This is a genomic window from Rouxiella sp. Mn2063, assembly GCF_049319665.1.
Taxonomy (GTDB): Bacteria; Pseudomonadota; Gammaproteobacteria; order Enterobacterales; family Enterobacteriaceae; genus JBMOUD01.
In genome coordinates, this window is sequence record NZ_JBMOUD010000002.1 from 311,650 (window position 1) to 337,503 (window position 25,854).

22 protein-coding genes are annotated in these 25,854 nt (G+C 49.8%); 15 read left to right on the forward strand and 7 right to left on the reverse strand.

Translation table 11 applies throughout. The features are described from left to right. Positions 1-6: 6 nt before the first annotated feature. From ACL9RG_RS04810 to ACL9RG_RS04825, 4 genes are all read left to right on the forward strand, one after another. Positions 7-1,278 carry an NAD(P)/FAD-dependent oxidoreductase gene (locus ACL9RG_RS04810; RefSeq protein ID WP_422791453.1) on the forward strand — a complete coding sequence of 424 codons (1,272 nt, stop codon included), beginning with the start codon at positions 7-9 and terminating at the stop codon, positions 1,276-1,278. A 407-nt stretch (positions 1,279-1,685) separates the two neighbouring features. Next, positions 1,686-3,911 (forward strand): cyclic di-3',5'-guanylate-activated glycosyltransferase NrfB, encoded by a 2,226-nt coding sequence (gene nrfB / locus ACL9RG_RS04815; protein ID WP_422791454.1) that lies wholly within the window; start codon positions 1,686-1,688, stop codon positions 3,909-3,911. After that, the gene (locus tag ACL9RG_RS04820; RefSeq protein ID WP_422791455.1) at positions 3,911-6,997 is read left to right on the forward strand and encodes an NfrA family protein; all 3,087 of its coding nucleotides are present in this window, start codon (positions 3,911-3,913) and stop codon (positions 6,995-6,997) included. Before nrfB ends, ACL9RG_RS04820 begins: the two co-directional genes overlap by 1 nt. Next, complete coding sequence (locus ACL9RG_RS04825) at positions 6,997-7,875, forward strand: DUF4434 domain-containing protein (RefSeq protein WP_422791456.1); 879 nt, start codon at positions 6,997-6,999, stop codon at positions 7,873-7,875. The genes ACL9RG_RS04820 and ACL9RG_RS04825 overlap by 1 nt, the downstream gene beginning before the upstream one ends. A gap of 240 nt (positions 7,876-8,115) precedes the next feature. Here ACL9RG_RS04825 and ACL9RG_RS04830 read toward each other — a convergent pair whose 3' ends face one another. From ACL9RG_RS04830 to rluF, 3 genes are all read right to left on the reverse strand, one after another. Continuing rightward, on the reverse strand, positions 8,116-8,256 hold the full coding sequence (locus tag ACL9RG_RS04830; protein WP_422791457.1) for a hypothetical protein: 141 nt from the start codon (positions 8,254-8,256) through the stop codon (positions 8,116-8,118). 411 nt (positions 8,257-8,667) lie between these two features. Further along, positions 8,668-9,168, reverse strand: coding sequence for a GNAT family N-acetyltransferase (locus tag ACL9RG_RS04835; protein WP_422791458.1), 501 nt, complete (start codon positions 9,166-9,168; stop codon positions 8,668-8,670). A gap of 426 nt (positions 9,169-9,594) precedes the next feature. Beyond that, positions 9,595-10,467: a 23S rRNA pseudouridine(2604) synthase RluF gene (rluF, locus tag ACL9RG_RS04840; RefSeq protein WP_422791459.1), complete on the reverse strand. Its 873-nt coding sequence runs from the start codon at positions 10,465-10,467 to the stop codon at positions 9,595-9,597. Between the two features lie 247 nt (positions 10,468-10,714). Here rluF and ACL9RG_RS04845 point away from each other — a divergent pair, with 247 nt between their 5' ends. Then, positions 10,715-11,410: a pirin family protein gene (locus tag ACL9RG_RS04845; protein ID WP_422791460.1), complete on the forward strand. Its 696-nt coding sequence runs from the start codon at positions 10,715-10,717 to the stop codon at positions 11,408-11,410. A 161-nt stretch (positions 11,411-11,571) separates the two neighbouring features. Here ACL9RG_RS04845 and ACL9RG_RS04850 read toward each other — a convergent pair whose 3' ends face one another. Further along, a complete protein-coding gene (locus tag ACL9RG_RS04850) occupies positions 11,572-12,414 on the reverse strand; it encodes an MBL fold metallo-hydrolase (RefSeq protein ID WP_422791461.1) in 843 nt (280 codons plus the stop codon). Between the two features lie 7 nt (positions 12,415-12,421). Beyond that, complete coding sequence (locus ACL9RG_RS04855) at positions 12,422-12,955, reverse strand: sugar ABC transporter (RefSeq protein WP_422791462.1); 534 nt, start codon at positions 12,953-12,955, stop codon at positions 12,422-12,424. 163 nt (positions 12,956-13,118) lie between these two features. Between ACL9RG_RS04855 and ACL9RG_RS04860 the strand changes: the two genes are divergently transcribed. From ACL9RG_RS04860 to gntR, 6 genes are all read left to right on the forward strand, one after another. Further along, positions 13,119-14,012 carry a LysR substrate-binding domain-containing protein gene (locus tag ACL9RG_RS04860; RefSeq protein WP_422791463.1) on the forward strand — a complete coding sequence of 298 codons (894 nt, stop codon included), beginning with the start codon at positions 13,119-13,121 and terminating at the stop codon, positions 14,010-14,012. Positions 14,013-14,347: 335 nt separating this feature from the next. Further along, complete coding sequence (locus ACL9RG_RS04865) at positions 14,348-14,707, forward strand: tlde1 domain-containing protein (protein WP_422791464.1); 360 nt, start codon at positions 14,348-14,350, stop codon at positions 14,705-14,707. Continuing rightward, positions 14,704-15,228 (forward strand): hypothetical protein, encoded by a 525-nt coding sequence (locus ACL9RG_RS04870; RefSeq protein ID WP_422791465.1) that lies wholly within the window; start codon positions 14,704-14,706, stop codon positions 15,226-15,228. The genes ACL9RG_RS04865 and ACL9RG_RS04870 overlap by 4 nt, the downstream gene beginning before the upstream one ends. 2 nt (positions 15,229-15,230) lie before the next feature. Then, on the forward strand, positions 15,231-15,716 hold the full coding sequence (tssD, locus tag ACL9RG_RS04875; RefSeq protein WP_422791466.1) for a type VI secretion system tube protein TssD: 486 nt from the start codon (positions 15,231-15,233) through the stop codon (positions 15,714-15,716). A gap of 41 nt (positions 15,717-15,757) precedes the next feature. After that, positions 15,758-15,862: a citrate/2-methylcitrate synthase gene (locus ACL9RG_RS04880; protein WP_422791467.1), complete on the forward strand. Its 105-nt coding sequence runs from the start codon at positions 15,758-15,760 to the stop codon at positions 15,860-15,862. A gap of 146 nt (positions 15,863-16,008) precedes the next feature. After that, a complete protein-coding gene (gene gntR, locus ACL9RG_RS04885; protein ID WP_422791468.1) occupies positions 16,009-17,004 on the forward strand; it encodes a gluconate operon transcriptional repressor GntR in 996 nt (331 codons plus the stop codon). Between the two features lie 21 nt (positions 17,005-17,025). Here gntR and ACL9RG_RS04890 read toward each other — a convergent pair whose 3' ends face one another. Then, positions 17,026-17,580, reverse strand: coding sequence for a gluconokinase (locus ACL9RG_RS04890; protein ID WP_422791469.1), 555 nt, complete (start codon positions 17,578-17,580; stop codon positions 17,026-17,028). Between the two features lie 245 nt (positions 17,581-17,825). On the opposite strand from ACL9RG_RS04890, the gene gntT reads away from it, so the two are divergent. Beyond that, positions 17,826-19,142, forward strand: coding sequence for a gluconate transporter (gene gntT / locus ACL9RG_RS04895; protein ID WP_422791470.1), 1,317 nt, complete (start codon positions 17,826-17,828; stop codon positions 19,140-19,142). A 78-nt stretch (positions 19,143-19,220) separates the two neighbouring features. Here gntT and ACL9RG_RS04900 read toward each other — a convergent pair whose 3' ends face one another. Continuing rightward, positions 19,221-19,814 (reverse strand): YhgN family NAAT transporter, encoded by a 594-nt coding sequence (locus ACL9RG_RS04900; protein WP_422791471.1) that lies wholly within the window; start codon positions 19,812-19,814, stop codon positions 19,221-19,223. Between the two features lie 274 nt (positions 19,815-20,088). Here ACL9RG_RS04900 and asd point away from each other — a divergent pair, with 274 nt between their 5' ends. The 3 genes from asd to glgX all read left to right on the forward strand — a co-directional run bounded on the left by asd (position 20,089) and on the right by glgX (position 25,843). Then, on the forward strand, positions 20,089-21,192 hold the full coding sequence (gene asd, locus ACL9RG_RS04905; protein ID WP_422791472.1) for an aspartate-semialdehyde dehydrogenase: 1,104 nt from the start codon (positions 20,089-20,091) through the stop codon (positions 21,190-21,192). A 383-nt stretch (positions 21,193-21,575) separates the two neighbouring features. Beyond that, on the forward strand, positions 21,576-23,762 hold the full coding sequence (gene glgB / locus ACL9RG_RS04910) for a 1,4-alpha-glucan branching protein GlgB (protein WP_422791473.1): 2,187 nt from the start codon (positions 21,576-21,578) through the stop codon (positions 23,760-23,762). Further along, positions 23,759-25,843 (forward strand): glycogen debranching protein GlgX, encoded by a 2,085-nt coding sequence (gene glgX, locus ACL9RG_RS04915; protein ID WP_422791474.1) that lies wholly within the window; start codon positions 23,759-23,761, stop codon positions 25,841-25,843. Before glgB ends, glgX begins: the two co-directional genes overlap by 4 nt. Positions 25,844-25,854 lie beyond the last annotated feature (11 nt).

A 25,854-nucleotide genomic window follows, 5' to 3' on the forward strand; every position in this document is an offset into this window, starting at 1 on the left:
CAGATCATGGACAACCTGAATAACAATCGTACACCGAATAATGATGCGTTTTATGATGTTGTCGTCGTTGGAGGCGGGGCGGCAGGATGTGCCGTTTCTGCCAGTTTACTCAAGCGCTCACCGGGATTGCGTATTGCGGTGATCGAGCCAAAAGACAAACATTATTACCAGCCTGGATGGACATTAGTGGGGGCCGGTATTTTTACGCCGCAGAAGACCGAGCGTAATATGCGCGACTGCATCCCCGCCAAGGCGGAGTGGATACAAGCGGCGGTGAGCGAGTTTGCGCCTGAGCAGCAACAGGTCATATTGCAAGACCTGCGCCGGGTGAACTATAAAGCGTTGGTGGTCTGTCCGGGGCTGGTGTTTAACTGGGATGCGATTGAAGGGGCAAAGGAAACCTTAGGAAAAAACGGGGTGGTATCGAATTACGTGTTCGATATTGCAGCCAAAACCTGGGAAAATGTGAAAAAAATGCAGCATGGTAAGGCGATCTTTACGCAACCGCCGCTGCCGATAAAATGCGCCGGTGCGCCGCAAAAAGTGATGTATCTTTCTTGTGACTGGTGGCAGAAACAGCAGGTACTGCAGAACATTCAGGTCGAATATTGTAGTGCGGGGGACGCCTTATTCGGCTGTGCGCCTTATATTCCTGCGCTGATGAAGTACGTTGAACGCTATCGTGCCAACGTGAACTTCAAAACTAATTTGATTGCTGTTGATGGCCCGGCCGGTAAAGCACAGTTTCAACAAATCGATGCACAGGGAAATAGCAGTGTTATCGAGAAAGACTTTGATTTCTTACATATTACCCCGCCGCAGTGCGCACCAGAGTTTATCAAAAACAGTCCGCTTTCTAATGCGGCTGGTTGGTTTGATATCGATAATCAAACGCTACGTCATACGCGGTATCCCGATATTTTTGGTATGGGTGATTGCATCTCATCGCCGAATTCAAAAACGGCCGCTGCTGTACGTAAACAGGCGCCGGTGGTGGCAATTAATCTGCTAGCGCAGCTAGCCGGAGAACCGGCTAAAGTCGAATATGATGGTTATGGTTCTTGTCCGCTCATTGTTGAACGCGGCAAAGTAGTGCTGGCCGAATATGGTTACAACGGCAAACTGCTGCCAACCTTTCCTTTGGGCGTTGAACCCAGCCGCCTGGCTTGGCATTTAAAAGTGCATATGATGCCGTCAATCTACTTCGATTTGATGCTGCGTGGTCACGAATGGTTGGCGCAGCCTGCGGCGCTGAAAGCAAAGACATCACTGGGGTGAGCCGCTAATCAATTCGCGCCTCAGATGGCCCGTTAACCAAACTTATGCCCTATTTCGCAAGAATAGGGCATTTTTTTGATACAGAACTTATTTTGTTGATATAGCGCTAGGCTTTAGCAAACAAATTTCGTTAAAAAGACGCCTTATTTTGTCTAGGATTTTTCTTAAAAAATCAGATTGCCTGATTCGAGAAGATGATGAGACAATGAGCGGCTATTTATCACGCAACGACTCCGTTACCTTCAGGCCCATGACCTTTTGACCCCCGGCAGTGGGGTTAGCCTTGGTGTCGTCTGTGCGATGGTTTTTTATCATTCTTGCTAAATAGCATTTTCTAAAGATGATGCGCCCATCTTTTTTTGATGTGGAATAACTCAGACTTTATACAAAAAATAACAAGGCATTGCATGTGGCCATTAATTGATCTTTTCTCCTCCTACCTTTATGTACTGAAATATATAGCCATCACTCTGTCTATCCTGATGCTGATAAGCGGCGTTGATGACCTTTTTATTGACGTTATTTATTGGGGGCGTCGCATTTGGCGTGCGTTGACGATTTATAAGCGTCATGCGCCTTTAAACCACAAAGCGTTGTATGAGCCTGATGAAAAGCCGCTGGCGATCATGATCCCTGCCTGGCAGGAAACGGGCGTGATTGGTCACATGGCCGAGTTAGCCGCCTCGACGCTGGATTACGAAAATTACCATATTTTTGTCGGCACTTATCCCAATGACCCTGATACGCAACGTGATGTCGATGTGGTCAGCGCACGTTTTCCCAATGTGCATAAAGTAGTCTGTGCGCGTCCCGGACCCACCAGTAAAGCCGACTGCCTGAATAACGTGCTTGATGCCATTTTGCAGTTTGAGCGCAGCGCCAATTTCTCCTTTGCCGGTTTTATTCTGCACGATGCAGAAGACGTGATTTCGCCGATGGAATTGCGACTGTTTAACTATTTAGTCGCCCGTAAAGATTTGATTCAAATCCCGGTGTATCCGTTTGAACGTACCTGGCGTAATTTCACCAGCCTGTCTTATGTCGATGAATTTGCCGAGCTGCACAGTAAAGATGTTCCGGTGCGTGAAGCCATTGCCGGGCAAGTGCCAAGTGCGGGGGTGGGTACCTGCTTTAGCCGCCGTGCGGTATTGGCGCTGTTAGCAGACGGTGACGGTATTGCCTTTGACGTGCAGAGTCTGACGGAAGATTACGACATCGGTTTCCGTTTAAAGAAAAAGGGCATGGAGGAGATTTTTGTACGTTTCCCGGTCTTGCCTGATACGCCGAATAAACAAGCGCCGCTGTTCCAGCGTGCGCGCTCTTCTAATGTTATCTGTGTGCGTGAGTATTTCCCGGATACGCTGCAAACGGCGGTGCGGCAAAAATCTCGTTGGATTATTGGTATCGTTTTTCAGGGTTTTAAAACCCATAAATGGAGCAACAACCCGGCGATTAACTACTTTTTATGGCGCGACCGTAAAGGGGCGTTAACGAACTTCCTCAGCTTTAGCGCCATGTTCGTGATGATTCAGCTTATTCTGCTGTGGCTCTATCAGACGTTCTGGCCCGATGCCTGGCATTTCTTGTCGATCTTTACCGGCGGCACCTGGCTGGTCACATTACTGTGGATCAACTTCTGGCTGATGGCTAACCGCATGTTGCAACGCGTTATTTTTGTGACCGCCTACTATGGTCTGGCGCAAGGGTTGATGTCAGTGGTGCGTTTGTTCTGGGGCAATGTCATCAACTTCCTGGCGAACTGGCGTGCGCTGCGCCAGGTGATCCAGCATGGTGACCCGCGTCGCGTGGCCTGGGATAAAACCACTCACGATTTCCCGATGGTCGGCGGTGAAAACCGTGCGCGCCGTCCGCTGGGCCAAATTTTGGTGGCGCAAAATACGCTCACCGAAGAGGCATTGCAACAGGCACTAAGCCAGCCGATTCGCGGCCTGAAACTTGGCAGCATGTTGGTGTATAGCGGGCTGATCACGCCGTGGCAATTAGCGCAGGGTTTGGCAGAACAAAGTGGCGTTGTCGCCGAAGAGTTGGATGCCTGGCAACTCTCACCGTCATTAATTGAACGCATATCGGCTGATATTGCGCTGCACTATGCGGTGTTACCGCTGCGTGAAGAGGGCGGTGATTTGGTGCTGGCATCGGAAAGCGATATTGATCCCGTGTCACTGGCGGCGATTAGCCGCAAGCTTAAATGTCAGGTTCGTTACGTTATTGTCCCGCGTGGGCAGGTGGTCGTTGGGTTGCGCCATTGGTATCTCAAGCAGCCAGATTCAGCACATCGCGGCCTGTTGCAACAGGCTGTGAAGCAGCAATGGATCAGCGTTGAGCAAAGTAAAACCTTGTGGAATGAATTCACCTCGCGGCAGTTTTTATTCGCCGAAGTATTGATTTCTTTGGGCGATATTGGCGGAGCGGCAATGAAAGCCTTGTTACTGCGTTTCGACCGTAGCCAAGGTTCATTGGGGGAGTTTTTGGTTGCTGAATCTATTGTCAGTCAGGAAACCTTGGATCAGGCGTTAGCACTACAACAAACATTGCAAGTCACCATGAGCAACGTGTTGCTCAATGCGGGCCTGTCGCCGCAACAAGTTAGTCAGTTGCAGGAGGCTGTGTGATGCGCCTACGTAACGATTTACGCAAAAATGTGCGCCAGAATAAATGCAACGCACCTCGCCCTCGCCGCCATAAACGCGGGGAGGGTATTTTCAAAAAACTTGTCCTCGGCTCACTGTTGTTCAGCCCATTATTACAGGCAGCACAGCAACCTGAAGCGGTACTTAATCTTGGATTAAGTGAGTACCGGACCTTTGTTATTTATCCGCATCTGCAGCGAGCCATGGGTGCGATGCACAATGAACAGCGTGATATGGCGCTAAAAGAATTTGCCCGCGCTCATGAATTAGCCCCTGAAAATCCGCAGTTGAGCCTGTATCTGGCGGAAGCTTACCGCCATTTTGGTGAGCCAGATAAAGCCCGTCAGGTGTTGGAAGCGCAGTGGCATATCACACCGGATAACACCAAGGTTCGCGATGCATTGCTGGCCATTCCGCTACGGGTTGAAAGCCCGGATGATCTCAATAAGCTCGACCAGTTTTGCCAAATCAAGCCAACGGATGCGTGTCGCACCAACGTTGGTGACTATGCATTGTCGTTTGATCAATATGATTTAGCCTTGCGCCAGTTGGATAATGAAGGCTTCTCGCAAAGCCCGAGCGGAATAGCGTTACGCCGCGCGATTATTCAACGCGCCATCGGCAACCGCCATTATGATTTGGCCGATCAACAGTTTGAACGTCTTAATCAGCTCACGCCTTTAAATCCTAATGAGCAGCAGCAGTGGTTTGGTTTGCTGCTTTCTCATCAGCAAGATGCGCGTCTGTTGGCGTTACAGCACGATGGCAAATTGAATAGTCCAGAGCAGCAATTGGCTTATGCGCAAGATTTAGCGCGCCGCGGGCAAAAACAATCGCTGGCCGATTATTTGGCACAGCGGCAACCGCTGTTTTCTCAGGCACCGCAGGAGCGAGATTGGCTATATCTGCTGGCAACTGCTGCCAGCCAACCGGCTAATGCATTGGCGAGCTATAAACTGCGGTTTCCCGAAAATCAGCAATATATTGCCGATGCGCAGTGGCCGTTGTTACTGGCTAATCATGATGATGTGGGATTACAGCGTCTGCTAGACACTTTGCCTGCCGACAGCCATTTATCGATGCGTATGGCGCTGAGCTTACGACAAAAGCAGGGCGCACAAAGCGCGATGCTGGCACAGCAGATGATGGCCGCACGGCCACAGGATTGGCAGCAGCTTGATGTACTCAGCTACCAACTGGGCGAGATCGGCCAATCGGCGGCGGCAACACAATTATTACTCAACGGCTGGCCTTATTCGGGGGCGGCGATGACCTTACGCCAGCGTCTGACCCAGCGCTTAGCCAGCGGGTTGCATGATAACCCCGCGCTGCTGACATCAGCGGTACGCGAGCGATTACAAGCACCGTTATCAACGCCTGCGTTGCGCAGTTTGCAACTGGCGTTACTGCAAAATCTTGGCGGCAGCTGCCAGCAAATTCAGACGCTGATGGGCGATTTAAGCACAGCCTATCCGGCCTCCGATTGGTCACAGCTCGCCAACTGTTATCACACCCAGTTGCCAGGGTTAGCAATGTACGCCTGGCAGCAGGCGGTGGTGCGTGATCCTTCCGCTGATAACCTGCGCGGCATGGCCTACCAAGCCTATGCGGTGGAAGATTTTGCCGCTGCGGTACGTTTATGGCTGCGTGTGCCAGAGGCACAGCGTTCAGCCAGTGATGAAATGGCCTTAGCCAACAGCGCCTTAGCTGCTAATGACTGGTCGACGCTGGCTAGCGCATTGGAAAATCTACGCCAACATCAGGCAGATCGCGGTGAAAATTACTGGTGGTTACAGGCGCAGTGGCAGCAGCATCAAGGCGATCGCCCGGCAACACTGAATGCGCTCAATCAGGCGATTGCGGCCCAGCCCACCGCGCGGGCGTTGGTGTTACGTGGACAGATGCAACTGGCGCAGGGTGAGCTACGTTCAGCAATTGCGACCTTGCAGCAGGCGATAACCTTAGATTCAAAGGATGCGTCTACCCACGCAGCGCTTGGGTTTGCCTTGTTCGATGACAAACGCTTTGCCGCCGCCCGTGATCAGCTAGAACTGGCGCATCAGCAGATGCCAGATCAGCCGCAAGTGGTGCGCCAACTGGTATACGTGAACCAGCGTTTGGATGATACCGAGCAGACGCGGCGTTATTCCGAGCTGGCAGTGGATATGCTCGATGATAGCGGCGATACCTCCAAAGAGGCGGCAGAAACACGCTTTGCGTTGCGCCGTCTGCATGAACAGAACGACCGACGCTGGAGTTTTGGTCTGGATGCGTTCAGCGGCTCCAACGCTAATGCCCCGGCCAGCAGCACGACCTCTGCCGCAGGCGGTAATTCCCAACAAAGTTATCGCAGCTATGGGCAGTTTGAGGCCGCTTATAAAATTGGTGATAACCAATGGATTGATGGCGACACGCTGGCAGCTTATGGGCGTTTGTTCGCCGGGGGCAATACCGGCAGCGGTGGCGGCAGTAAGAACGGCAGTTGGCCGATTTATGACCCAATGGTCGGGCTCGGCCTGCGCTGGAAGCCACTGCGTGAGCAAGTATTTTATTTGGCTGCTGAGCAACAGGTGCCGTTGGATCGCCATCGCGGTAGCGCGGATGTGATGCTGCGCGCCAGTGCCTCGTTCCTTAACAGTGGGCGTTTCAGCGATGAGTGGCATCCTGATGGGCCGGGTTGGGTGGCGCAAAATCTGTATCTGGACTCGGCCTATTATATTAAGAATCGCCAGCAGGCTTACACGGCGGATTATCGCCTGAGCTGGCATCAGAAAATCAAGCAAGGGCAAACGCTGGAGCCTTACGCCCACCTGCAATGGAATGAGAGCGTGTTCTCCGGCAATCGGGATTCACAAAACACCCCATTCGATGGCAATACCAGTCATAACGTGCTTGGCGGGGTGGGTATGCGCTGGAATATCTGGTCCGGTGAAACGCGCTACGATGCCTGGCCGCATAAAATTAGCGTGGGGCTCGAGTATCAACATGTCTTCGACAGCCGCGCTTCGGCGACCAATGGGACAAGCTATAAAGACAGTGTGATCTTGTCCTTTGGAGGGCGTTGGTAATGAAAAAAGTAATCAGTTGGCTAACGGCGCTGCTGCTATTTATTCCGTTGTGGGCACAGGCTTTCAGCGCGGTAATGTGGCAACCGCAGCTACGCGACCGGCAAATAACGCCAACGCAGTGGCAACAGCTGATGCAGCAGTTGCCAAAACAGGGTGTTGATACGCTGGTGCTGCAATGGAGTCGCTACGGCGATGCGCTAAGCGCACCAGTTGATCAGCAATGGCTGTTGGCCCGCGCGCAAGATGCCCGCCGAGCAGGCTTAAAACTGGTGATCGGTTTGTACGCGGACCCAGAATTCTTCACCCGCCAGCATCAGCCGGATAGCGCGGTGACGCAATATTTCGATCGCTTACGCCGCGAAGACCGGCAGCAGGCCGCGCAGTGGGTAAAAGTGTTAGGCAGCGAGGCGATAGGTGGCTGGTATCTCAGCGCTGAAATCGACGATCTGCGCTGGCGCACCCCCGCGGCTCAGCAACTGTTAGTCAGTTGGCTGACTAAAAGCCATCAAGACTTAGCGCAGATTGCAGATAAACCGATAGCAGTCAGTAGCTTCTTCGCCGGTAATATGGCTCCGCAGCAGTACCGTGACATGTTGAACCTGCTCGCTGGCAGCGGGGTAAAACTGTGGGTACAAGACGGACGCGGTGTCGGCAAACTGAGCACCGCCCAGAGTCAGCTCTATTTGGATGCTATCACGGCTTGCCCGCATCCGGCGGTCAGCGCGGTGATCTACGAACGCTTTATCAGCCAGGCCGATGGACACTCTTTTGCGCCGATGACAGGGCCAGCACCAGCTAAGGTGCTGGGATGCAGTAATGACAGCGTGCTGTTTGAGCTCAGGTATTTACCGGAAGCGCGTGGCATCATGGAATATTGATCAAGCTATGACCGAGCTTGATGGCGGTTTTGTAAAACCAGAACGGTGAGTTTTTCGGTTTATTAAATCTGGGCCGAGATTTGGGCGGCTTCTACAACGGGAATAGTGCAAATTTCGGTTCTTCAAATGCGGTGTTTAATGCGGCTTCGCAGCCCGAACCGCTTCAAGGGTGGGGGGCGCCACCCTTGAAAATCCCCCGCCTTTTCAAACATCAACATCCGATCTAGCGGAAGCCATGTTTCAGCGGCTTCCGTGATAGCGCAAATGCCAGCCCTCCGGGCTTCCCGCTTGTGGGTTCAAGCCAACGATAATTCCATTGTCTTTCACCACTCCACCGGTGGCATTTTGAGTGCGCTTGGCGGCTTTTAAGGTCAAGTTCAAAGGCGGTTTATCTTTTGACGTAAAAGGTTGGTGGCGCACTCAAAATTTCACTGACGAGTGGTGGAGAGACGGCGAAGCTGGCTAGAACCCGAAGGAAGGCATGGCGGAGCCATGAAATTTGCGCCTGTCGCCGTGGTGACTGAAACATAGCCTAATTGGAATCCGATATAACACCATGAAAAGGCGCAGGATTGTAAAGGGTGGCGCCACCACCCTTTACTCGGTTTAAGCTGCGGGGCGGCATTGAAGACCTCACTTTGGAAACCGAAAAACTCACCGTTCTGGTTTTACAAAACCGCCTCAAGTACGGTTATGGCTTGTAAAACCGCCTACAAGCACGGTTATTGCTTGTAAAACCGCCTAAAAGCTCGGTCATAGCTTTTAATCCCTGGCCTTTCTGGCCTGAAGAAGTCACCGCGGGCTGACCACCCGCCCCATATGATATGTATCTACCAATTTGCCATCGCGCATCGCGAAACACGGGCTGGTGCCTTCAATCTCAAAGCCAAACTTCTTATAAAGCGCCAGCGCGGCGTCATTATCGGTGTAAACCGTTAACTCAATGCGCAGTACGTTGAGCCACTTATCACATAAGTCGACGACAGATTGCAGCAGCACGGAGCCGACGCCTTTGCCGTGAAACTCATGATGAACGCCCATGCCAAAGGTGGCGACGTGACGGCGACGCATGCTGGGATTCAGTCTTAAGGTTAATTGGCCGACGATCTGTTCACCTGAGCAGGCGACCAGCCAAAATTCCCCTTCGGTCTCCGTCTCAAGGCGCTTTTGCCAGGTTTTTAAAGAGGGAAACGGGAGTTGGAGCGTGTCGCTGTAGATGCCTGAATGCGAGTAAATTTGGTGCACTTGTACATAATCTCCAGCCTCTGCATGACGAACAATAATCTCACTCATTTTTAACCCCGTTTGTTTTTGTTGGAATAACCTCTTAATTTACCGGTCTATTTTTAATCGTCAATTGAATATTAAATGACAAATAATGCTTTACAAGTGCGAATGATAATGATTATTATTGTCATGCACTTCGGAAATGATCACTCACCGTGATCAAACGGGTTTCCGAATGGCACGACATTGCTCACATTGCTTCCAGTATTTTTAGCCAGCCGGGTGCTGGCTTTTTTTTATGCCTTTTTTGCTGAATCCTCACTCATCAAAACGCTGCGGCTTTGTGCAGATAGATGCTGTCGCTAATGTAGCGAGGGAAGAGCGTTTGAGAGAGGAATCAATAAATAAAGCAGGGGCAGCAGGCCCGTAATAATGTGCGGCGGGAGTTCGCTGGCAGCATTTATCACGGGCTGGAGTAGTAACGCAGGTGGATTAACGGCCTTTTTTCTTACGTCCCGGTTGGGCGAAGCGCTTGCGAGAAGCGGCATTAGCATCCGGTTTTGCGGCAACTTTTGGCTTACCGGCATTGGGCTTTTTAGCTGCCGTGGAGGCCGCAGGTTTTTTCTTCGCGGATTTATCTTCCGATGAGGAGTTTTCAATCATCTTAAAGAGATCAATAAGCTCATCGTCAGTTAAATCTCGCCATTCGCCCAGCGGTAAACCTTTCAGATTGACGTTCATGATGCGCGTACGTTCAAGCTTGGTGACTTCATAGCCAAAGTGTTCGCACATGCGGCGGATTTGGCGGTTAAGGCCTTGTACTAGCGTGATGCGAAATACAAAGGGCGCTTCTTTTTTCACTTTGCATTTTTTGGTCACAGTACCGAGCATTGGCACGCCAGCGCCCATGCCGTGAATGAATTCGTCGGTGACCGGTTTATTCACGGTAACGAGGTATTCTTTTTCGTGGTTGTTGCCAGCACGCAGGATCTTGTTGACCAAGTCTCCGTGGTTAGTCAGGAAGATCAGTCCCTGGGAATCTTTATCCAAACGGCCGATGGGGAACACACGTTTGCTGTGGTTAACGAAATCACTGATGTTGTCCCGCTCACCATCTTCTGTGGTAGTGACAATCCCAACAGGTTTATTGAGTGCAATAAGCACCAAATCTTCTTCATCACGGGGTTCGATAAGCTGACCGTTAACTTTCACCACGTCGCCGGCAAATACCTGGGTGCCAACGGCGGCGCGCTTACCGTTAATAAAAACGTTGCCCTGCTCGATGAAGCGATCGGCATCACGACGAGAACAGATACCGCTCTCGCTAATGTATTTGTTAAGACGAATAGATGAGTTAGTCAGCATAGTTTCTCCGTAAAGCGCGGACTATACATTAAGCGCGTTGGGTTGCGAAGTCTGAGCAGAGCGAATCCTGTCGGCTATCGACGGGGATGTGATGGCGGCGTTTATTTTGGCCAAACAAGGCATTAACAATTCTGTTGTTTGAACTTCTCAAAGTCATTCATATTTTTTGAATATAGGGGTGAGATTTTTACGCTTTCTTATTCTCAGGCGGCGACTAGACTAGAGAAAACATTGAGGAGAATTGAAAATGATCTACTTACGTAAAGCACAAGAACGCGGTCACGCTAATCACGGTTGGCTTGATAGTTGGCATACGTTCTCCTTTGCCGACTATTATGATGCAAACTTTATGGGCTTCTCCGCGCTGCGCGTGATCAACGAAGATGTGATTGATGGCGGGCAGGGTTTCGGGACGCATCCGCACAAAGATATGGAAATCCTGACTTATGTATTGTCTGGTACCGTAGAACACCAAGACAGCATGGGCAATAAAGAGCAGATCCAGGCGGGTGAATTCCAGATCATGAGTGCCGGTACCGGGATTCGACATTCTGAATACAACGGCAATAACGATAAGCCATTGCACCTGTATCAGATCTGGATTATCCCTGAAACCAAAGGGCTGGAGCCGCGTTATGAACAACGTATGTTCGACGCGCCGCAGGGTCGCCAACTGGTACTGTCGCCAGATGCGCGTGACGGCTCGCTAAAAGTGTTCCAGGATATGGAGTTGTCACGTTGGGCGTTAAACCAAGGCCAGCAGGATAGCTACGCGATTGCCGAAGGCCGCCGCATTTGGATACAGGTCGTCAAAGGTAACGTCTTGGTTAACGGCGAGTCTGCCAGTACCAGCGATGCATTCGCTATTTGGGATGAAAAATCGCTGACACTGAGTGCTGAAGAAGACAGTGAAATTCTGCTGTTTGATTTGCCACCCGTGTAATGATGAGGGGCCGTAAGGCCCCTGAGTTTGATGGCAATACCGAGATACCCGGGCTTAGTAATCCTAGGGGCGCTCCGGCGAGCAAGCTCGCTACGACCCCAACGGCTTACTTTCCCTAATAATGGACTTTATCAGTAGCCAGAGGGGCCGTAAGGCCCCTTTCATTCTTCTACATAGGCGATACGATATCCGCCGGCCGTTGGATAGATGTGAGCAAACCCTTGCTTGTCAAAATGCATACCTGCCACCAGTAACTTTTCCCTGACAATCTGTTCTAGCAGGTTTTTACGCGTCTCTTCGGCCTGAGCAGGGTCGCAGTCAAAGGCAATAGAAACTTTTGGTTGTGCCGACTGAATATGCGGGAAGTGGACAATATCTCCCCATATCAGCAAGCTTTGCCCGCCAGAATCAATACGAAACCCAGTATGACCGGGTGTATGGCCGGGTAACCACACCGGGCGAATCCCTGTATCCACCTCTGTTTCGTCCAAAAACCTCAGGCTTTGGGTATAAGCTGCGAGCACGCGGCGAACCAGATAAAAATTACGCTGCCCGCGTTCGTTCGCCAACGTTAACTTGTCATCATCCCGCCAGTGTTTTGCTTCGAGTGGGTGAAGATAAAGCGTCGCGTTTTGATAAACCGCATGCCCTTTCGCGTCCAGCAAGCCACCGATATGATCCGGGTGGCCGTGCGTTAGCAGGATGGTATCGACGTCTTCAGGATTGACGCCAAGCATGCGAAGATTTTCTTGCAGTAATCCACCTGCGTTATTTATCCCGCCGGTACCGGCGTCAATCAATATCGTGCGCCTCGGGCTACGAATGAGATAAGCGTTAATATAGATATTGCCGGGTTCGATAATCCCGGCTCGGCGCTGAATGCCCTCAGCATCCGCGCTATCAATAGGAGACAACAAATCCAAACTGGCGGCCATGTTACCATCACTAACCGCGGTGACGAGAAAGTCGCCAATTTGGTGGGAGCTAAAAGAGGGAGTGTTCATGAATACCTCAGGCATCAAGGTGAGTTGGATTCTGCAACTGCGTTGTTATTGGTTCGTAGCAGTGACCCTTGGTTATTTCAGATAAGAGGCCGAGTGTTTCACGCGATAGAACGTAGGCTATTCGGCGCGCGGGGCATTTATCCAGTCCTGCTGCCAGCATTTCCCATGCGCGATAACCCCGTTCCGTCTCAAGGAAGTCCAGCGGTGTGGGGCTAAGTAGTAGGATGTCGTTTGCGGATACCGCTGGCGCTTGTTCGTTAGACTCATACAGATTTCGCTGCCAGTCGGTGATGAAAGGTTGCCAGCGTGAGAAATTGCCGCCGCCTTTTTGCCGGTATTCTTCACTGCTAATAACGTTCGCATCCCTGATGGTGTGAATGGCGAGATAAACAGGGCAACCAGGCGATAGTGCCTTGAAACGTTGGGAAGTGCTGAAGCCGCTAACGGAAAGTAGGGCCGGTAGTTTTTCCAAACTATAGAAGTTATTCCATTCATCTTCGCTTTCGCGGTCGGTATAAGTGCATTCAACGGTATAAAGCATAAGCTTTTCTCTGCGTGAGATACATCAGAGCATTATTGCCCTGCATGTTGATGTTTCATCATGCTACAGGCTGTATTTCCGGCTCTGAATCGATATTATTTCATCACTTAGTGACTTTTTATCACTGATGAAAATTTTATCTCTATCAGAAAAGGCAGCAATAATGCGCAGAAAAATCCCCAGCAGCCGTTCTTTGCAAGCCTTTGAAGCGGCCGCAAGGCACGGTAATTTTGCGCGGGCCGCAGAAGAACTGTCACTGACGGAAGGTGCCATTAGCCGACAGATTGCGCGTCTTGAAGCGTTGCTGGCGTGCAAATTGTTTGACCGTACCTGCAGCCGTGTACAGCTCAACCCTATTGGCGCTCGTTATGCGCATCATGTGCGCGAAACGCTCGAACGACTTGATCGGGATACGCAGTATATAAAGGGCATGCCGCAAGGCAGTAAAAGTCTGGAGATCGCCGCGTTACCGACCTTTGCCAGCCGCTGGCTTATTCCCCGTTTGGGGAGTTTCAGTCGCCGCCACCCAGACATTACGCTGAATATCGCCGCTAAAACTGACCCATTTATTCTCACTGGCAGTGGTTTTGACGCGGCGGTTCATTTTGAACATCCCGCATGGGCGGGTATGCGCATGCATTTTCTCTTTGAGGAACGTTTGGTGCCTGTGTGTCATCCTGCATTGCTGACGGGAGAGAAGGACATTGCGACCCAGTTAAACGGGCTACCGCGTATCCACCGACGGCAGAATCCAGAGGCATGGGATAGTTACGCTCGGGAAAATGGCATCATGCTAGAGAATCCGGCTCAGGGCGTTCGCTATGATCTGCATGAAATGGCCATCGCTGCTGCACTGAGCGGGCAAGGCGTGGCATTGGTGCCACATCTGTATGTTGAAAAAGAACTTAGCAACGGAGCTCTGGTCGCGCCTTGGTCGCCATCTGCCGCGTTGAGCAAAAAGTTCTGCCTGGTAAAACCAGCAGAAACGGGAATCAACGAAACGGCGCTGTTGGCTTTTGAGCAGTGGTTGCACGATGAGAGTGGCGGGGTGAAATAGCGCTATTACGTTTTATATCGATCATACTTGACGTTGCTTCTGTGTTGGTTGCGCGCCTTTGCCGTCTTGAGGAAACTTCAATTATTTTGGCATGGAATTTTAATTAACTTAACAAATAACACTATTTTTAAGAATATAGGGCTGATGGGCTATATCATTACTTTAAATGAATGTGATAATGGCATGATATATATCAATCATTTTTCTATTCCACTCTTCTATTTTGTGATAAGAACGATTGTTTCATTTTAAACATATTTTATCTGGTTAAGGTCAGCCTATATTAGCCATTCGGTTTTTCAAATCTTCTTGTATGGATAATTAAGGGTGGAGCTATGACGTGGGAGTATTCACAAAGTACGGGGGAGTTGAAGCATAACGGCGGTATTTTCGCACATGGTTATAGTGGGCGAGGTGAAGGAAAGAATAATCCTCAATCCGAAAATGTAGAAGATGTTGGTCCTATTCCTAAAGGGTATTACAGAATTAATGGATACAATAATCATAAAGGACCATTAACTGTAATTCTTGAGCCTATTGCAGGAACCAATACATATGGTCGCTCTGCATTTCGTATACATGGGTACAACTCTGCAACAATGGGCAATTCATCTAAAGGATGTATAGTGATCAATGGTGCTCATCTTCGCCAAAACATTCTTAATTCTGGTGATACGGTTCTGGTGGTGAGATGAATATTTTGCCTTTCTTATTCTTCTTCTCTGCAAGTACATTTGCAGGCGCTCCGCATCTGGTGGCGATCAACCCATTTCCTCATTTAACAGCGCAACAATTCGCCCAACAAATTCATGATCAAGGTGCAAAAGTAGTCATTGCGAGTATCCCTGATGCTGATGGCGGAGAGTGGAATTATATCATGGAGCATATTGCTAGCGGTTCACCAGATTGGCTTAGTATTGTCCCATTAATCTCGACTGCCGGGGCTGAGGGGTGGAATGAAGACATCAGTTCTGCATTGGCAATGGCAATACCTAAAAATGCACCGGGTGTTATGGCTGTAATTGACGATGCAGTTGTTCCGTTGAGTACAGATGTCGTGTGTTCAATGCCTCTATATCAAGGAAGCACTACAGAACTGAATCAGTATGTTGTCGATGCTATACGCGCTTTACATAAAACCACTACCGGTAAAAATTGCCTTGATAAGCTAGTTAATGTGGTAGGGCAGTCAACGGAGTTTTCGGAGGATCTATAATTATGGCTATACCAGTTTATTTATTTTTAATAGACGATGGTGGTAATGCAATTAAAGGCTCTGTAGATATACGTACTCGAGAGGGAAGTGTCGAGGTATTAGGGATCCACCATAGTATTAATATACCTACTGACGATAATACTGGGAGAATAACCGGAACTCGTACGCATCTGCCTTTCCTAATTGAAAAAGAAGTCGATTCGTCATCACCTTACCTTTATAAGGCTCTGACCAGCGGTGAAACTTTACAATCAGCAGAGTTAAAATTTTATAGAGTTAATGATGCAGGACAAGAAGTTGAATATTTTAACACACTCTTAGAACATGCAAAGGTAGTGTCGATGCTTCCCTTAATGAATAATATTAAAGATTCCACTAAAGAAAAATTCAATCATATGGAACTGGTTGAATTCCGCTATGAGAAAATAACGTGGAATTATATAGACGGTAATATTATTCACTCTGATAGCTGGAGACAGCGAGGATAATTGCTGACACATTCAGTCTACCGAAAGAAGCGCCATTTATTTTGTTTGCGCTTAGTCGTTGCTCAGGCTGGTTGGCTCATGCGCTGGAGCAGGTTGCTGCGCGCCGCCTGATTCGTCCGCGGGCACGATATGTCGGTATTATCTAGTTTTCAACGTCAGGTTGATTTTATGGCCGCTTCGTTCTGCACGATGAGTTATGTGAGATTGGCAGTGATACATTCTCTTCTACTGCCCAAAGCGGTCATTATTTGTTAAACTCAACGCCTCATTCCATTAACCCAGTTCATTGAAAATGAAGAAAAAAAGGCCAGTGCTTCAGGACGTTGCCGACCTCGTTGGGGTAACAAAAATGACGGTAAGCCGTTATTTGCGTAATCCCGATCAGGTATCGCAGGCGTTGCAGGAGAAAATTTCCGCTGCGCTAGATGAACTGGGTTATATCCCCAATCGTGCGCCAGATATTCTCTCGAATGCCAAAAGTCGGGCGATTGGCGTGCTGCTGCCATCGCTGACTAACCAGGTCTTTGCCGAAGTGCTGCGCGGTATTGAAAGCGTGACCGATATTCACGGTTATCAAACGATGCTGGCACACTATGGTTATAGCCCGGAGCGGGAAGAACAGCGACTCACATCGCTGCTCTCTTACAATATTGATGGCTTGATTCTCTCGGAGCGTAATCACACACCGCGTACGCTGCAGATGATTGAGGTGGCCGGTATTCCGGTGGTTGAAATGATGGACTGCGTGTCGCCTTGTGTGGATTTGGCGGTTGGTTTCGATAACTTTGCTGCTGCCAGGCAGATGACGCAGCAGATTATTGCTCGTGGGCATCGGCATGTGGTTTATTTTGGTGCTCGTCAGGATGAGCGAACGCTTATCAAGCAGCGCGGTTACGAGCAGGCGATGCGTGACGCAGGTTTGCAGCCTTACAGCGTGATGACCAGCCAGTCGTCGAGTTATTCTGCGGGGGCTGAGTTACTCCAACAAGCTCAGCGTGATTATCCGCAAATCGACAGTATTTTCTGTACCAACGATGACTTGGCCGCCGGTGCGTTTTTTGAATGCCAGCGGCAAGGGCTGCATATCCCAACACAGATGGCGATTGCCGGGTTTCACGGCCACAATATGGGGCAGGCAATGGAACCAACGCTTGCCAGCGTATTAACACCGCGTGAACAGATGGGCCAAATCACTGCCGAGCGTTTGTTAGCCCGGCTGCGTGGGGAAGAGGTACTGCCGAAAATGGTCGACGTTGGGTTTACGATTTCGGCGGGCGGCAGTATCTGATTTCATCTGCCGCCATTTTGTCTATTTAGCGCTTGCCGTCGTTAACGCAGGTTTCTTACCAGACACACCATTCTTCTCTAACGCCGTAATGCAGCGTTCAACCACGCCATCAAGACTGTGATCAATGTTGACTCGCACCACATCGGTTTCGTCTTCACCCGGTTCTTCCAGTGCATCGAACTGGCTTTTCAGCAGATCCTTGGGCATGAAATGGCCAGCTCGTGCCTGCAAGCGTGACAAAATCACCTCATAGCTGCCTTTTAAATACAAGAAAATCATCCCTTCGTTGCCTTCACGCAAGGCGTCACGATAACGACGCTTTAATGCCGAGCAGACAATAATGCCGGTTTCATTTTTATGTCGCAGGCTGTAGGCCGCATCGTTAAGACGCAACAACCAAGGGGCACGGTCGTCGTCATTGAGCGGCTCGCCGCTGGCCATTTTCTGAATATTTGCTCGGGGATGCAGATCATCGCCATCGATAAATTTGGCGTTGATTGCCTGAGCCAACGCGGCAGCAACGGTAGATTTACCGCTGCCAGATACCCCCATCAAGATGATGCTTTGTCCAGCCATAAGTATGATCTCTATCTCAGAATTGTAATTTAGCCGCCTGGCCGATTCCTAATGTTAGCATGTTACCGGTATCATGATACCGGTAACATATTGGGGTGTGACTAAAATCACATAGGACTCGCCCAAAAATCAAGGTTGCAGAGTCAGCCTGTCGCACCTGTTAAGCCAATTTACTCGCTTAAAAACTAAAACTAACGCGTCACATGTTGTTTTGCAGCATCTGCGGATGCGAAAGGGGAAAAGTTATGCCATTAGTGATTGTTGCTGTAGGGGTCGCTCTGCTGCTTTTGCTTATGATCCGATTGAAGTTAAACGGTTTTATCGCCCTAATTCTGGTTGCTCTGGCAGTCGGGATTATGCAGGGAATGCCGGTCGATAAAGTGATCAACTCGATTAAAAATGGTGTCGGCGGCACCTTGGGCAGCCTGGCGCTGATCATGGGCTTTGGTGCCATGCTCGGTAAAATGCTAGCCGATTGTGGCGGAGCACAGCGCATCGCCACCACGCTTATCGATAAGTTTGGCAAAAATTATATTCAATGGGCAGTAGTCTTAACCGGCTTTATCGTTGGTTTTGCTTTGTTCTACGAAGTCGGTTTTGTGCTGATGTTGCCGCTGGTATTTACTATTGCGGCGTCGGCACGCATTCCGCTGTTATACGTCGGTGTACCTATGGCCGCGGCGCTGTCGGTAACTCACGGTTTCCTGCCTCCACATCCAGGACCAACGGCGATTGCGACCTTGTTCCACGCCGATATGGGTAAAACGCTGCTGTACGGTTCGATTTTGGCAGTGCCAACAGTGATTTTGGCCGGTCCGGTATTTGCCCGTTTCTTAAAAGGTATCGACAAACCGGTTCCGGTTGGTTTGTTTAACCCGAAAACCTTTACCGAAGCCGAAATGCCGAGTTTTGGCGTGAGCGTTGCTACTTCGCTAGTACCCGTGATTTTAATGGCCTTCCGCGCCATAACAGAAATGATCTTGCCGAAAGGTCATCCGGTGCTAGCCTACGCCGAATTCTTTGGCGACCCGGTTATGGCAACACTGATTGCAGTATTGATTGCTATCTTCACCTTCGGTTTGAACCGTGGTCGTAAGATGGATGAAATCACGGCGACAATGACGGATTCCATTAAAATTATCGCCATGATGCTGATGATTATCGGCGGTGGTGGTGCGTTCAAGCAAGTGCTGGTGGATAGTGGTATTGAGCAATATATCGCTGGAATTATGCATGGCAGCAACCTGTCGCCAATCCTGCTGGCGTGGTCGATTGCGGCGATTTTGCGTATTGCATTAGGTTCTGCAACCGTTGCGGCGATTACTGCCGGTGGTATTGCGGCCCCGTTGATTGCCACTACTGGCGTTAGCCCAGAGTTAATGGTTATCGCGGTAGGTTCCGGTAGCCTGATTTTCTCGCACGTTAATGACCCAGGCTTCTGGCTGTTCAAGGAGTATTTCAACCTGAGCATCATGGAAACCATTAAATCCTGGTCGGTGCTGGAGACTATTATTTCACTGTGTGGCTTGGTAGGAACGCTACTGCTATCAATGGTGATTTAAAGTAAGAATGCTTTAGCAAATAAAAACGGCGGGCCTTTTCAGGCCCGCCGTTTTTACAGGGAATAAGCACTTGGCATGTTACAGCTTCATATATGCCCGAATCCCATCAAGGAACATCTGAGTCGCCAGCATAATCAGAATCAGTCCCATCAGGCGTTCAAGAGCGTTAACGCCTTTATCGCCCAACAGGCGCAGGAACATGCCGGATAGCATCAAAATCGCCATTGATAACCCCCAGGCAATAAAGAGCGCTAGCGTTAGATGGCTGAGTTTCCCAGGATATTGATGCGATAACAGCATCAACGTTGCCAAAATAGAGGGGCCTGCTACTAAAGGAATCGCTAAGGGTACCAAGAAAGGCTCTTCGCCAGCCGGTAAGCCGCTCGTCGTGCTTTCGTGTGAAGGGAAAATCATCTTAATGGCAATTAAGAACAAGATAATCCCGCCCGAGATAGAAACCGTTTCAGTACGCAGGTTAAGGAAACTAAGGATCTTCTCACCGGCAAACAGGAAGATCAGCATCAGGATTAAGGCGATCAACATTTCGCGGATCAAGATCACCCGGCGCCTTTTGGGATCAACATGTTTGAGCACGGACATGAAAATCGGCAAATTGCCCAGTGGATCCATAATTAAAAACAGCAACACGGTTGCTGAGAACATCTCAGTCATGATTACCTCGATTACCCCAATGCTTGTAAGTTCAAGACCCCATATTTCTAAATTGTCACTCGAAATTTAGGGGCAATATAAGTTGTACTGCTAACAACAGGCAGCACATCGAATAAATTCACTTGCCACTTTGACCACATTTTGTAATGTGGTAGGCCAGCGCATTAATAGGGCAAAACTCGTGAGTTTTACCCCTGATTATCAGAAAAATGTACCCAAAAGGTGCAAGCGCGACATTTTAAGCAGTTATCACCCTTAGGGCAGGACAGTTATTATGAAAAATGTAGGTTTCGTCGGTTGGCGCGGTATGGTCGGTTCGGTGCTCATGCAACGCATGACAGAAGAGCGCGATTTCGACGTCATTCGGCCGGTATTCTTCTCCACATCTCAGCATGGTGAACCTGCACCGGTATTTGCCGGTCATCAGGGCACACTGCAGGACGCCTTTGATTTAGATGCGCTAAGCGCGCTCGATATCATCATTACTTGCCAGGGTGGAGATTATACCAATGAAATCTATCCAAAGCTGCGTGAAATCGGTTGGAAAGGTTATTGGATTGACGCAGCATCTTCTCTGCGAATGAATGATGATGCGTTGATTATTCTGGATCCAGTCAATAGTTCAGTTATTCATCAAGGACTCGATCGCGGGATTAAGACCTTCGCGGGCGGTAACTGTACGGTTAGCCTGATGCTGATGTCGCTTGGCGGCCTGTTTGCCAATGACTTGGTGGAGTGGGCATCGGTAGCAACCTATCAAGCGGCATCCGGCGGCGGCGCACGCCATATGCGCGAGCTGCTGACTCAAATGGGCATGTTGCACAACAGTGTTGCCAAAGAGTTGCAGGACCCGGCTTCGGCTATTCTTGATATCGAACGTAAAGTGACCGCGCTGACCCGCAGCGGCACCTTGCCAACTGATAACTTTGGCGTGCCTTTAGCGGGTGGTTTGATCCCATGGATCGATAAAGCGTTAGACAACGGCCAGAGCAAAGAAGAGTGGAAAGGCCAGGCGGAAACCAACAAAATTCTGCAAACTTCCAATGTGATCCCGGTAGATGGTTTGTGCGTACGCATCGGCGCGCTACGCTGCCATAGCCAGGCGTTTACATTGAAACTGAAAAAAGACATTTCTATTCCAGAAGTCGAACAGCTGTTGGCAACTCATAATGATTGGGTGCGTGTGATCCCAAATGACCGCGACCTGTCGATGCGTGAACTGACGCCAGCAGCGGTGACCGGTACGCTGAATACTCCGGTTGGGCGCCTGCGTAAACTGAATATGGGGCCAGAATATCTGTCTGCCTTCACGGTTGGCGACCAGCTGTTATGGGGCGCGGCAGAACCGCTGCGTCGCATGCTGCGTATTTTGCTGTAAAGACAATCTAGCTTGCTAAAAAGCCCGCATATTTGCGGGTTTTTTTTTGTGTTTTTTTCATTTTTAAAATTTCTAAGCATTTTCTTATGTAAATTTTCACATTCCTTTCAATGCGTTTTAAACCTTTGTCTATGCTTAAAACAGCGTCAAAAAAATGTGACGACCTTCTCTATTTTTTCCCTAATGCCAATGGCGAAAAGCAATAAACGAAAGCAATAAAAAAACATAACTTATTGTGCAAAAAAGCACCATTTGATTAAAAAGTGATCTCGATCACGGGTTGAATGGCTTATGGGAAGAAGTGGCACACTAAGGTAAATGTTAAATAATGGTTATGTGATTTTATAGAATTTATTGATTTAATGATCAAAGGATGTAACGCCATGCCGGAGCTATTGGATCAGAATGTCATTAATCAACTCATCTCAGGACACTATGCTGACCCGTTTTCATTATTGGGCATGCATCATGTTACTGCTGGATTAGAAGTGCGCGCATTATTACCTGATGCAGATAAAGTCTGGCTTATCGACAGCGAGAAAGGTAAGCGGATTGTTGAGCTACAGCAATATGATGCGCGCGGTTTTTTTAACGGCCTTATCCCTCGCCGTAAAAAATGCTTTCGTTATCAACTCGAAGTCCACTGGGGTGAGACTCACCATATCATTAACGATCCTTATCGTTTCGGCACATTACTACAAGATATTGATAGCTGGCTATTAGCGGAAGGGACGCATATTCGACCCTATGAAAAGCTGGGTGCTCATCCTGCCAGGCTTGATGAAATCGACGGCGTAACGTTCTCGGTTTGGGCACCCAACGCGCAGCGTGTGTCTGTCGTGGGGGAGTTCAACTTCTGGGATGGTCGGCGGCATCCGATGCGGCTACGGCGCGAAAATGGTATTTGGGAGCTATTTATCCCGGCGGTAAGCACTGGGCAGCTTTATAAATACGAGGTGCTTGATTGTCACGGTAATACCAGCCTGCGCGCTGACCCTTATGCGTTTGAAGCGCAAATGCGCCCGGATACGGCGTCATTAGTCAGCCCCTTGCCGCATAAAGTCCCGCATTCTGCCGAACGTAAACAGGCGAATGCGCTTAATGCACCGGTTTCGGTTTATGAAGTGCATTTGGGGTCCTGGCGTCGCCATACCGACGATAATTCGTGGTTGAGCTATGACGAACTGGCCGAGCAATTAGTTTCTTATGCCAAATGGATGGGCTTTACCCATATTGAGCTGATGCCGATTAATGAACATCCTTTCGATGGTAGCTGGGGATATCAGCCGCTCGGGATGTATGCCCCGACTCGGCGTTACGGCTCGCCCGAGGCTTTTAAGGCCTTTGTGCAGGCCGCGCATCATGCGGGGCTAAATGTCATCCTCGATTGGGTTCCAGGTCATTTTCCTAGTGACGCTCACGGGTTGGTACATTTTGATGGCACTGCATTGTATGAATATGCCGATCCGCGCGAAGGTTTTCATCAGGACTGGAACACGCTGATTTATAACTATGGTCGTCGTGAAGTCCGTAATTATCTGGCGGGCAATGGTTTTTATTGGATTGAACGTTATGGCATTGATGGGCTACGCGTTGATGCTGTGGCCTCAATGATTTACCGCGATTACAGCCGTAAAGAAGGAGAATGGGTTCCTAATCAGTTTGGCGGGCGTGAGAATCTCGAAGCGATAGATTTCCTGCGTTATACCAATCAAACCATCGGCCGGGAGCTGGATGGGGCGGTGACGTTGGCCGAAGAATCGACCGATTATCCTGGTGTTACTCTGCCGCCAGAATCCAACGGATTAGGTTTTCACTACAAATGGAACATGGGATGGATGCATGACACGCTCGATTATATGCAACTTGATCCTGTTCACCGCAAACACCACCACAATCTCATGACGTTTGGCGTACTTTACGCCTACAGCGAGAATTTCATCTTGCCGTTGTCCCACGATGAAGTGGTACATGGCAAAGGCTCATTACTGGATCGCATGCCGGGAGATACGTGGCAGAAGTTTGCTAATTTACGCGCGTATTACGGTTTTATGTGGGCGCATCCTGGTAAAAAACTGCTGTTTATGGGCGGGGAGTTTGCTCAAGGCCGTGAATGGAATTTCGACGCGAGTCTGGATTGGCATCTGCTGGATGATAAACACGGTTGGCATCACGGTGTGCAATCAGTGGTACGTGATCTCAACTTTTGCTATCAGCAAAACCGGCCGTTATATGCGCTAGATTTCGAGCCGCAGGGGTTCGAGTGGTTGGTGGTTGATGATAATGAAAACTCCGTCTTTGCCTTTATCCGCCGCGATGAGCAAGGTAACGAGCTGTTGGTGGTCAGCAATTTCACGCCGGTGATCCGCTACGATTACCGAATTGGTGTCAATCAGGCGGGGCATTATCGCGAGATACTCAATACTGACGCCGAATTTTATTGCGGCAGTAACGTTGGCAATCTTGGTGGTGTAGACAGCCAGCCTCATCATTATCACCAGCGCGAACATTCCCTGTCGTTAACCTTGCCGCCGCTGGCGACAATTTATCTGCGCAGGGAGGCCGAATGAGCACATTCAAAACGGTCTCAAAGGATAAAGCGGCCTCAAAAAAAGCCTCCTCAGTAAAAGCGTCGATAGAAAAAGCTCCGTCTCTTAAAACGGGGAAACCTACGCCTTTTGGTGTTAATTTCGATGGAAAAGGCGTCAATTTCTGCCTTTATTCTGCCCATGCGGAAAAAATAGAGCTTTGTCTGTTTGATGAGCAGGGGCAAGAACAACGCTTGCCGTTGCCTGGGCGCAGTGGCGATATCTGGCATGGCTATCTGCCAGAAGGAAAAATAGGGCAGCGCTATGGTTTTCGCGCTTACGGGCCATTCGATCCCGCGCGAGGTTTACGTTTTAATCCCCAAAAATTGTTGATTGATCCCAGCGCCCGTGCGCTAGAGGGCAAATTGCCGGACGATCAACGTTTATGCGGCGGCATCGATCAAGCTGATGGGCAAGATAGTGCCGCTATTGCCCCTAAATCCGTGGTGGTTGCTGAAGTTTTTGATTGGCAAGATGATCGCCCGCCTGCGATTGAGTGGGGCAACACGGTCATTTATGAAGCGCACGTCCGTGGACTTACCCAATGTCATCCTGATATTCCTGCTGAACTGCGTGGTACCTACGCTGCGTTAGGGCATCCAGCAATATTGGCGCATTTAAAACGGCTAGGTATTACTGCTTTAGAGCTGCTGCCGGTGCAGTTGCACGCCGATGAGCTGCGCTTGCAACGTCTCGGCTTGCGCAATTATTGGGGTTATAACGTCTTAGCCCCTTGGGCGCTGGAGCCAGATTATGCCAGCGGTCAGAACGGATTATCTGCCGCTCAAGAGTTTAAAACCGCAATCCGCACGCTGCATCAGGCGGGTATTGAGGTGATCCTTGATGTGGTATTCAACCACAGTGCTGAACTGGATGTGAATGGGCCAACTATCAGTCTGCGCGGCTTGGATAACCCAACGTATTATTGGCTCAACGAGGATGGCAGCGATAATAATTTGACCGGCTGCGGTAATGCAATGCGGCTCGTTGATGAGCCACAGGTGGAATGGGTGCTTGCCGCGTTACGCCATTGGGTCGATGAATTCCATGTTGATGGCTTCCGCTTCGATTTGGGGACGATCTTGGGGCGAACCCCGTCGTTTCGGGCAGATTCACCGCTGTTTAAGGCGATACGCGCCGATAAAACACTCTCAAATTGCAAGCTGATCGCTGAGCCTTGGGATATTGGCCCAGGGGGTTATCAGCTTGGGAATTTCCCCGCGCCTTTTGCTGAATGGAGCGATGTCTGGCGTGACGATATGCGCCGCTTCTGGTTGCATGGCTCGCTCTCGCTGGGCCAGTTTGCTACCCGCTTTGCCGCCTCGGCAGATCTTTTCAAAGCTTCAGATAGAGCACCGTCTTCCTCCATCAACATGCTGACTGCTCACGATGGTTTTACGCTACGTGATTTGCTCAGTTTTAATCAGAAACACAATCAGGCCAATGGCGAAGAGAATCGCGATGGGCACGATAATAATTTCAGTCAAAATCACGGTGAAGAAGGGCTGGTGGCGAGTGAGAGCGTGATGCAACAGCGTCGGCTGAGTCAACGTGCACTGCTGGCGACACTGCTCCTCTCGCAAGGTACGCCGATGCTGCTAGCGGGGGATGAGTTTGGCCACAGCCAGCAAGGGAATAACAATGCCTATTGTCAGGATAACGAACTCAGTTGGCTTAATTGGCAACAGGCTGACGAGGAACTCATTGAGTATGTTGCCGCACTTATCGCACTACGCCAACGGATACCGGCATTAACCGCTAATCAATGGTGGCAGCCGCAAGAAGAAGATGTGCAATGGCTGGATAGCCAAGGCCGGGCATTGAGCGCTGAACAGTGGCAACAAGGGCCGCAACAGTACCTACAGATTGTCCTTTCCCAACGTTGGTTGCTTGTTATCAATGCTTCACTTGCGGAGGCCGAGATAACCCTGCCCGTCGGCCAATGGCAACCTTTAGCCTCTTTGACAGGCAATTGTAATGAAGATAACAGCGCCAGAGAGGGAAATCTCTGGCGGGCGATGGCAAAAACGCTGAGCGTCTTTGAGCTCAGTCAGTCGGCGTAATAGCAGGAAGG

What these genes read in the sequence shown, in the direction of transcription:
- rluF (WP_422791459.1), bottom strand. Translation starts at nt 10,467, where the DNA reads ATGCTGACTAACTCATCTATTCGTCTTAACAAATACATTAGCGAGAGC.
- gntR (WP_422791468.1), top strand. Translation starts at nt 16,009, where the DNA reads ATGAAGAAAAAAAGGCCAGTGCTTCAGGACGTTGCCGACCTCGTTGGG.
- ACL9RG_RS04855 (WP_422791462.1), bottom strand. Translation starts at nt 12,955, where the DNA reads ATGCTTTATACCGTTGAATGCACTTATACCGACCGCGAAAGCGAAGAT.
- asd (WP_422791472.1), top strand. Translation starts at nt 20,089, where the DNA reads ATGAAAAATGTAGGTTTCGTCGGTTGGCGCGGTATGGTCGGTTCGGTG.
- ACL9RG_RS04825 (WP_422791456.1), top strand. Translation starts at nt 6,997, where the DNA reads ATGAAAAAAGTAATCAGTTGGCTAACGGCGCTGCTGCTATTTATTCCG.
- ACL9RG_RS04845 (WP_422791460.1), top strand. Translation starts at nt 10,715, where the DNA reads ATGATCTACTTACGTAAAGCACAAGAACGCGGTCACGCTAATCACGGT.
- ACL9RG_RS04890 (WP_422791469.1), bottom strand. Translation starts at nt 17,580, where the DNA reads ATGGCTGGACAAAGCATCATCTTGATGGGGGTATCTGGCAGCGGTAAA.
- ACL9RG_RS04850 (WP_422791461.1), bottom strand. Translation starts at nt 12,414, where the DNA reads ATGAACACTCCCTCTTTTAGCTCCCACCAAATTGGCGACTTTCTCGTC.
- ACL9RG_RS04860 (WP_422791463.1), top strand. Translation starts at nt 13,119, where the DNA reads ATGCGCAGAAAAATCCCCAGCAGCCGTTCTTTGCAAGCCTTTGAAGCG.
- ACL9RG_RS04820 (WP_422791455.1), top strand. Translation starts at nt 3,911, where the DNA reads ATGCGCCTACGTAACGATTTACGCAAAAATGTGCGCCAGAATAAATGC.
- glgB (WP_422791473.1), top strand. Translation starts at nt 21,576, where the DNA reads ATGCCGGAGCTATTGGATCAGAATGTCATTAATCAACTCATCTCAGGA.
- glgX (WP_422791474.1), top strand. Translation starts at nt 23,759, where the DNA reads ATGAGCACATTCAAAACGGTCTCAAAGGATAAAGCGGCCTCAAAAAAA.
- ACL9RG_RS04865 (WP_422791464.1), top strand. Translation starts at nt 14,348, where the DNA reads ATGACGTGGGAGTATTCACAAAGTACGGGGGAGTTGAAGCATAACGGC.
- ACL9RG_RS04810 (WP_422791453.1), top strand. Translation starts at nt 7, where the DNA reads ATGGACAACCTGAATAACAATCGTACACCGAATAATGATGCGTTTTAT.
- ACL9RG_RS04900 (WP_422791471.1), bottom strand. Translation starts at nt 19,814, where the DNA reads ATGACTGAGATGTTCTCAGCAACCGTGTTGCTGTTTTTAATTATGGAT.
- ACL9RG_RS04870 (WP_422791465.1), top strand. Translation starts at nt 14,704, where the DNA reads ATGAATATTTTGCCTTTCTTATTCTTCTTCTCTGCAAGTACATTTGCA.
- gntT (WP_422791470.1), top strand. Translation starts at nt 17,826, where the DNA reads ATGCCATTAGTGATTGTTGCTGTAGGGGTCGCTCTGCTGCTTTTGCTT.
- nrfB (WP_422791454.1), top strand. Translation starts at nt 1,686, where the DNA reads ATGTGGCCATTAATTGATCTTTTCTCCTCCTACCTTTATGTACTGAAA.
- tssD (WP_422791466.1), top strand. Translation starts at nt 15,231, where the DNA reads ATGGCTATACCAGTTTATTTATTTTTAATAGACGATGGTGGTAATGCA.
- ACL9RG_RS04835 (WP_422791458.1), bottom strand. Translation starts at nt 9,168, where the DNA reads ATGAGTGAGATTATTGTTCGTCATGCAGAGGCTGGAGATTATGTACAA.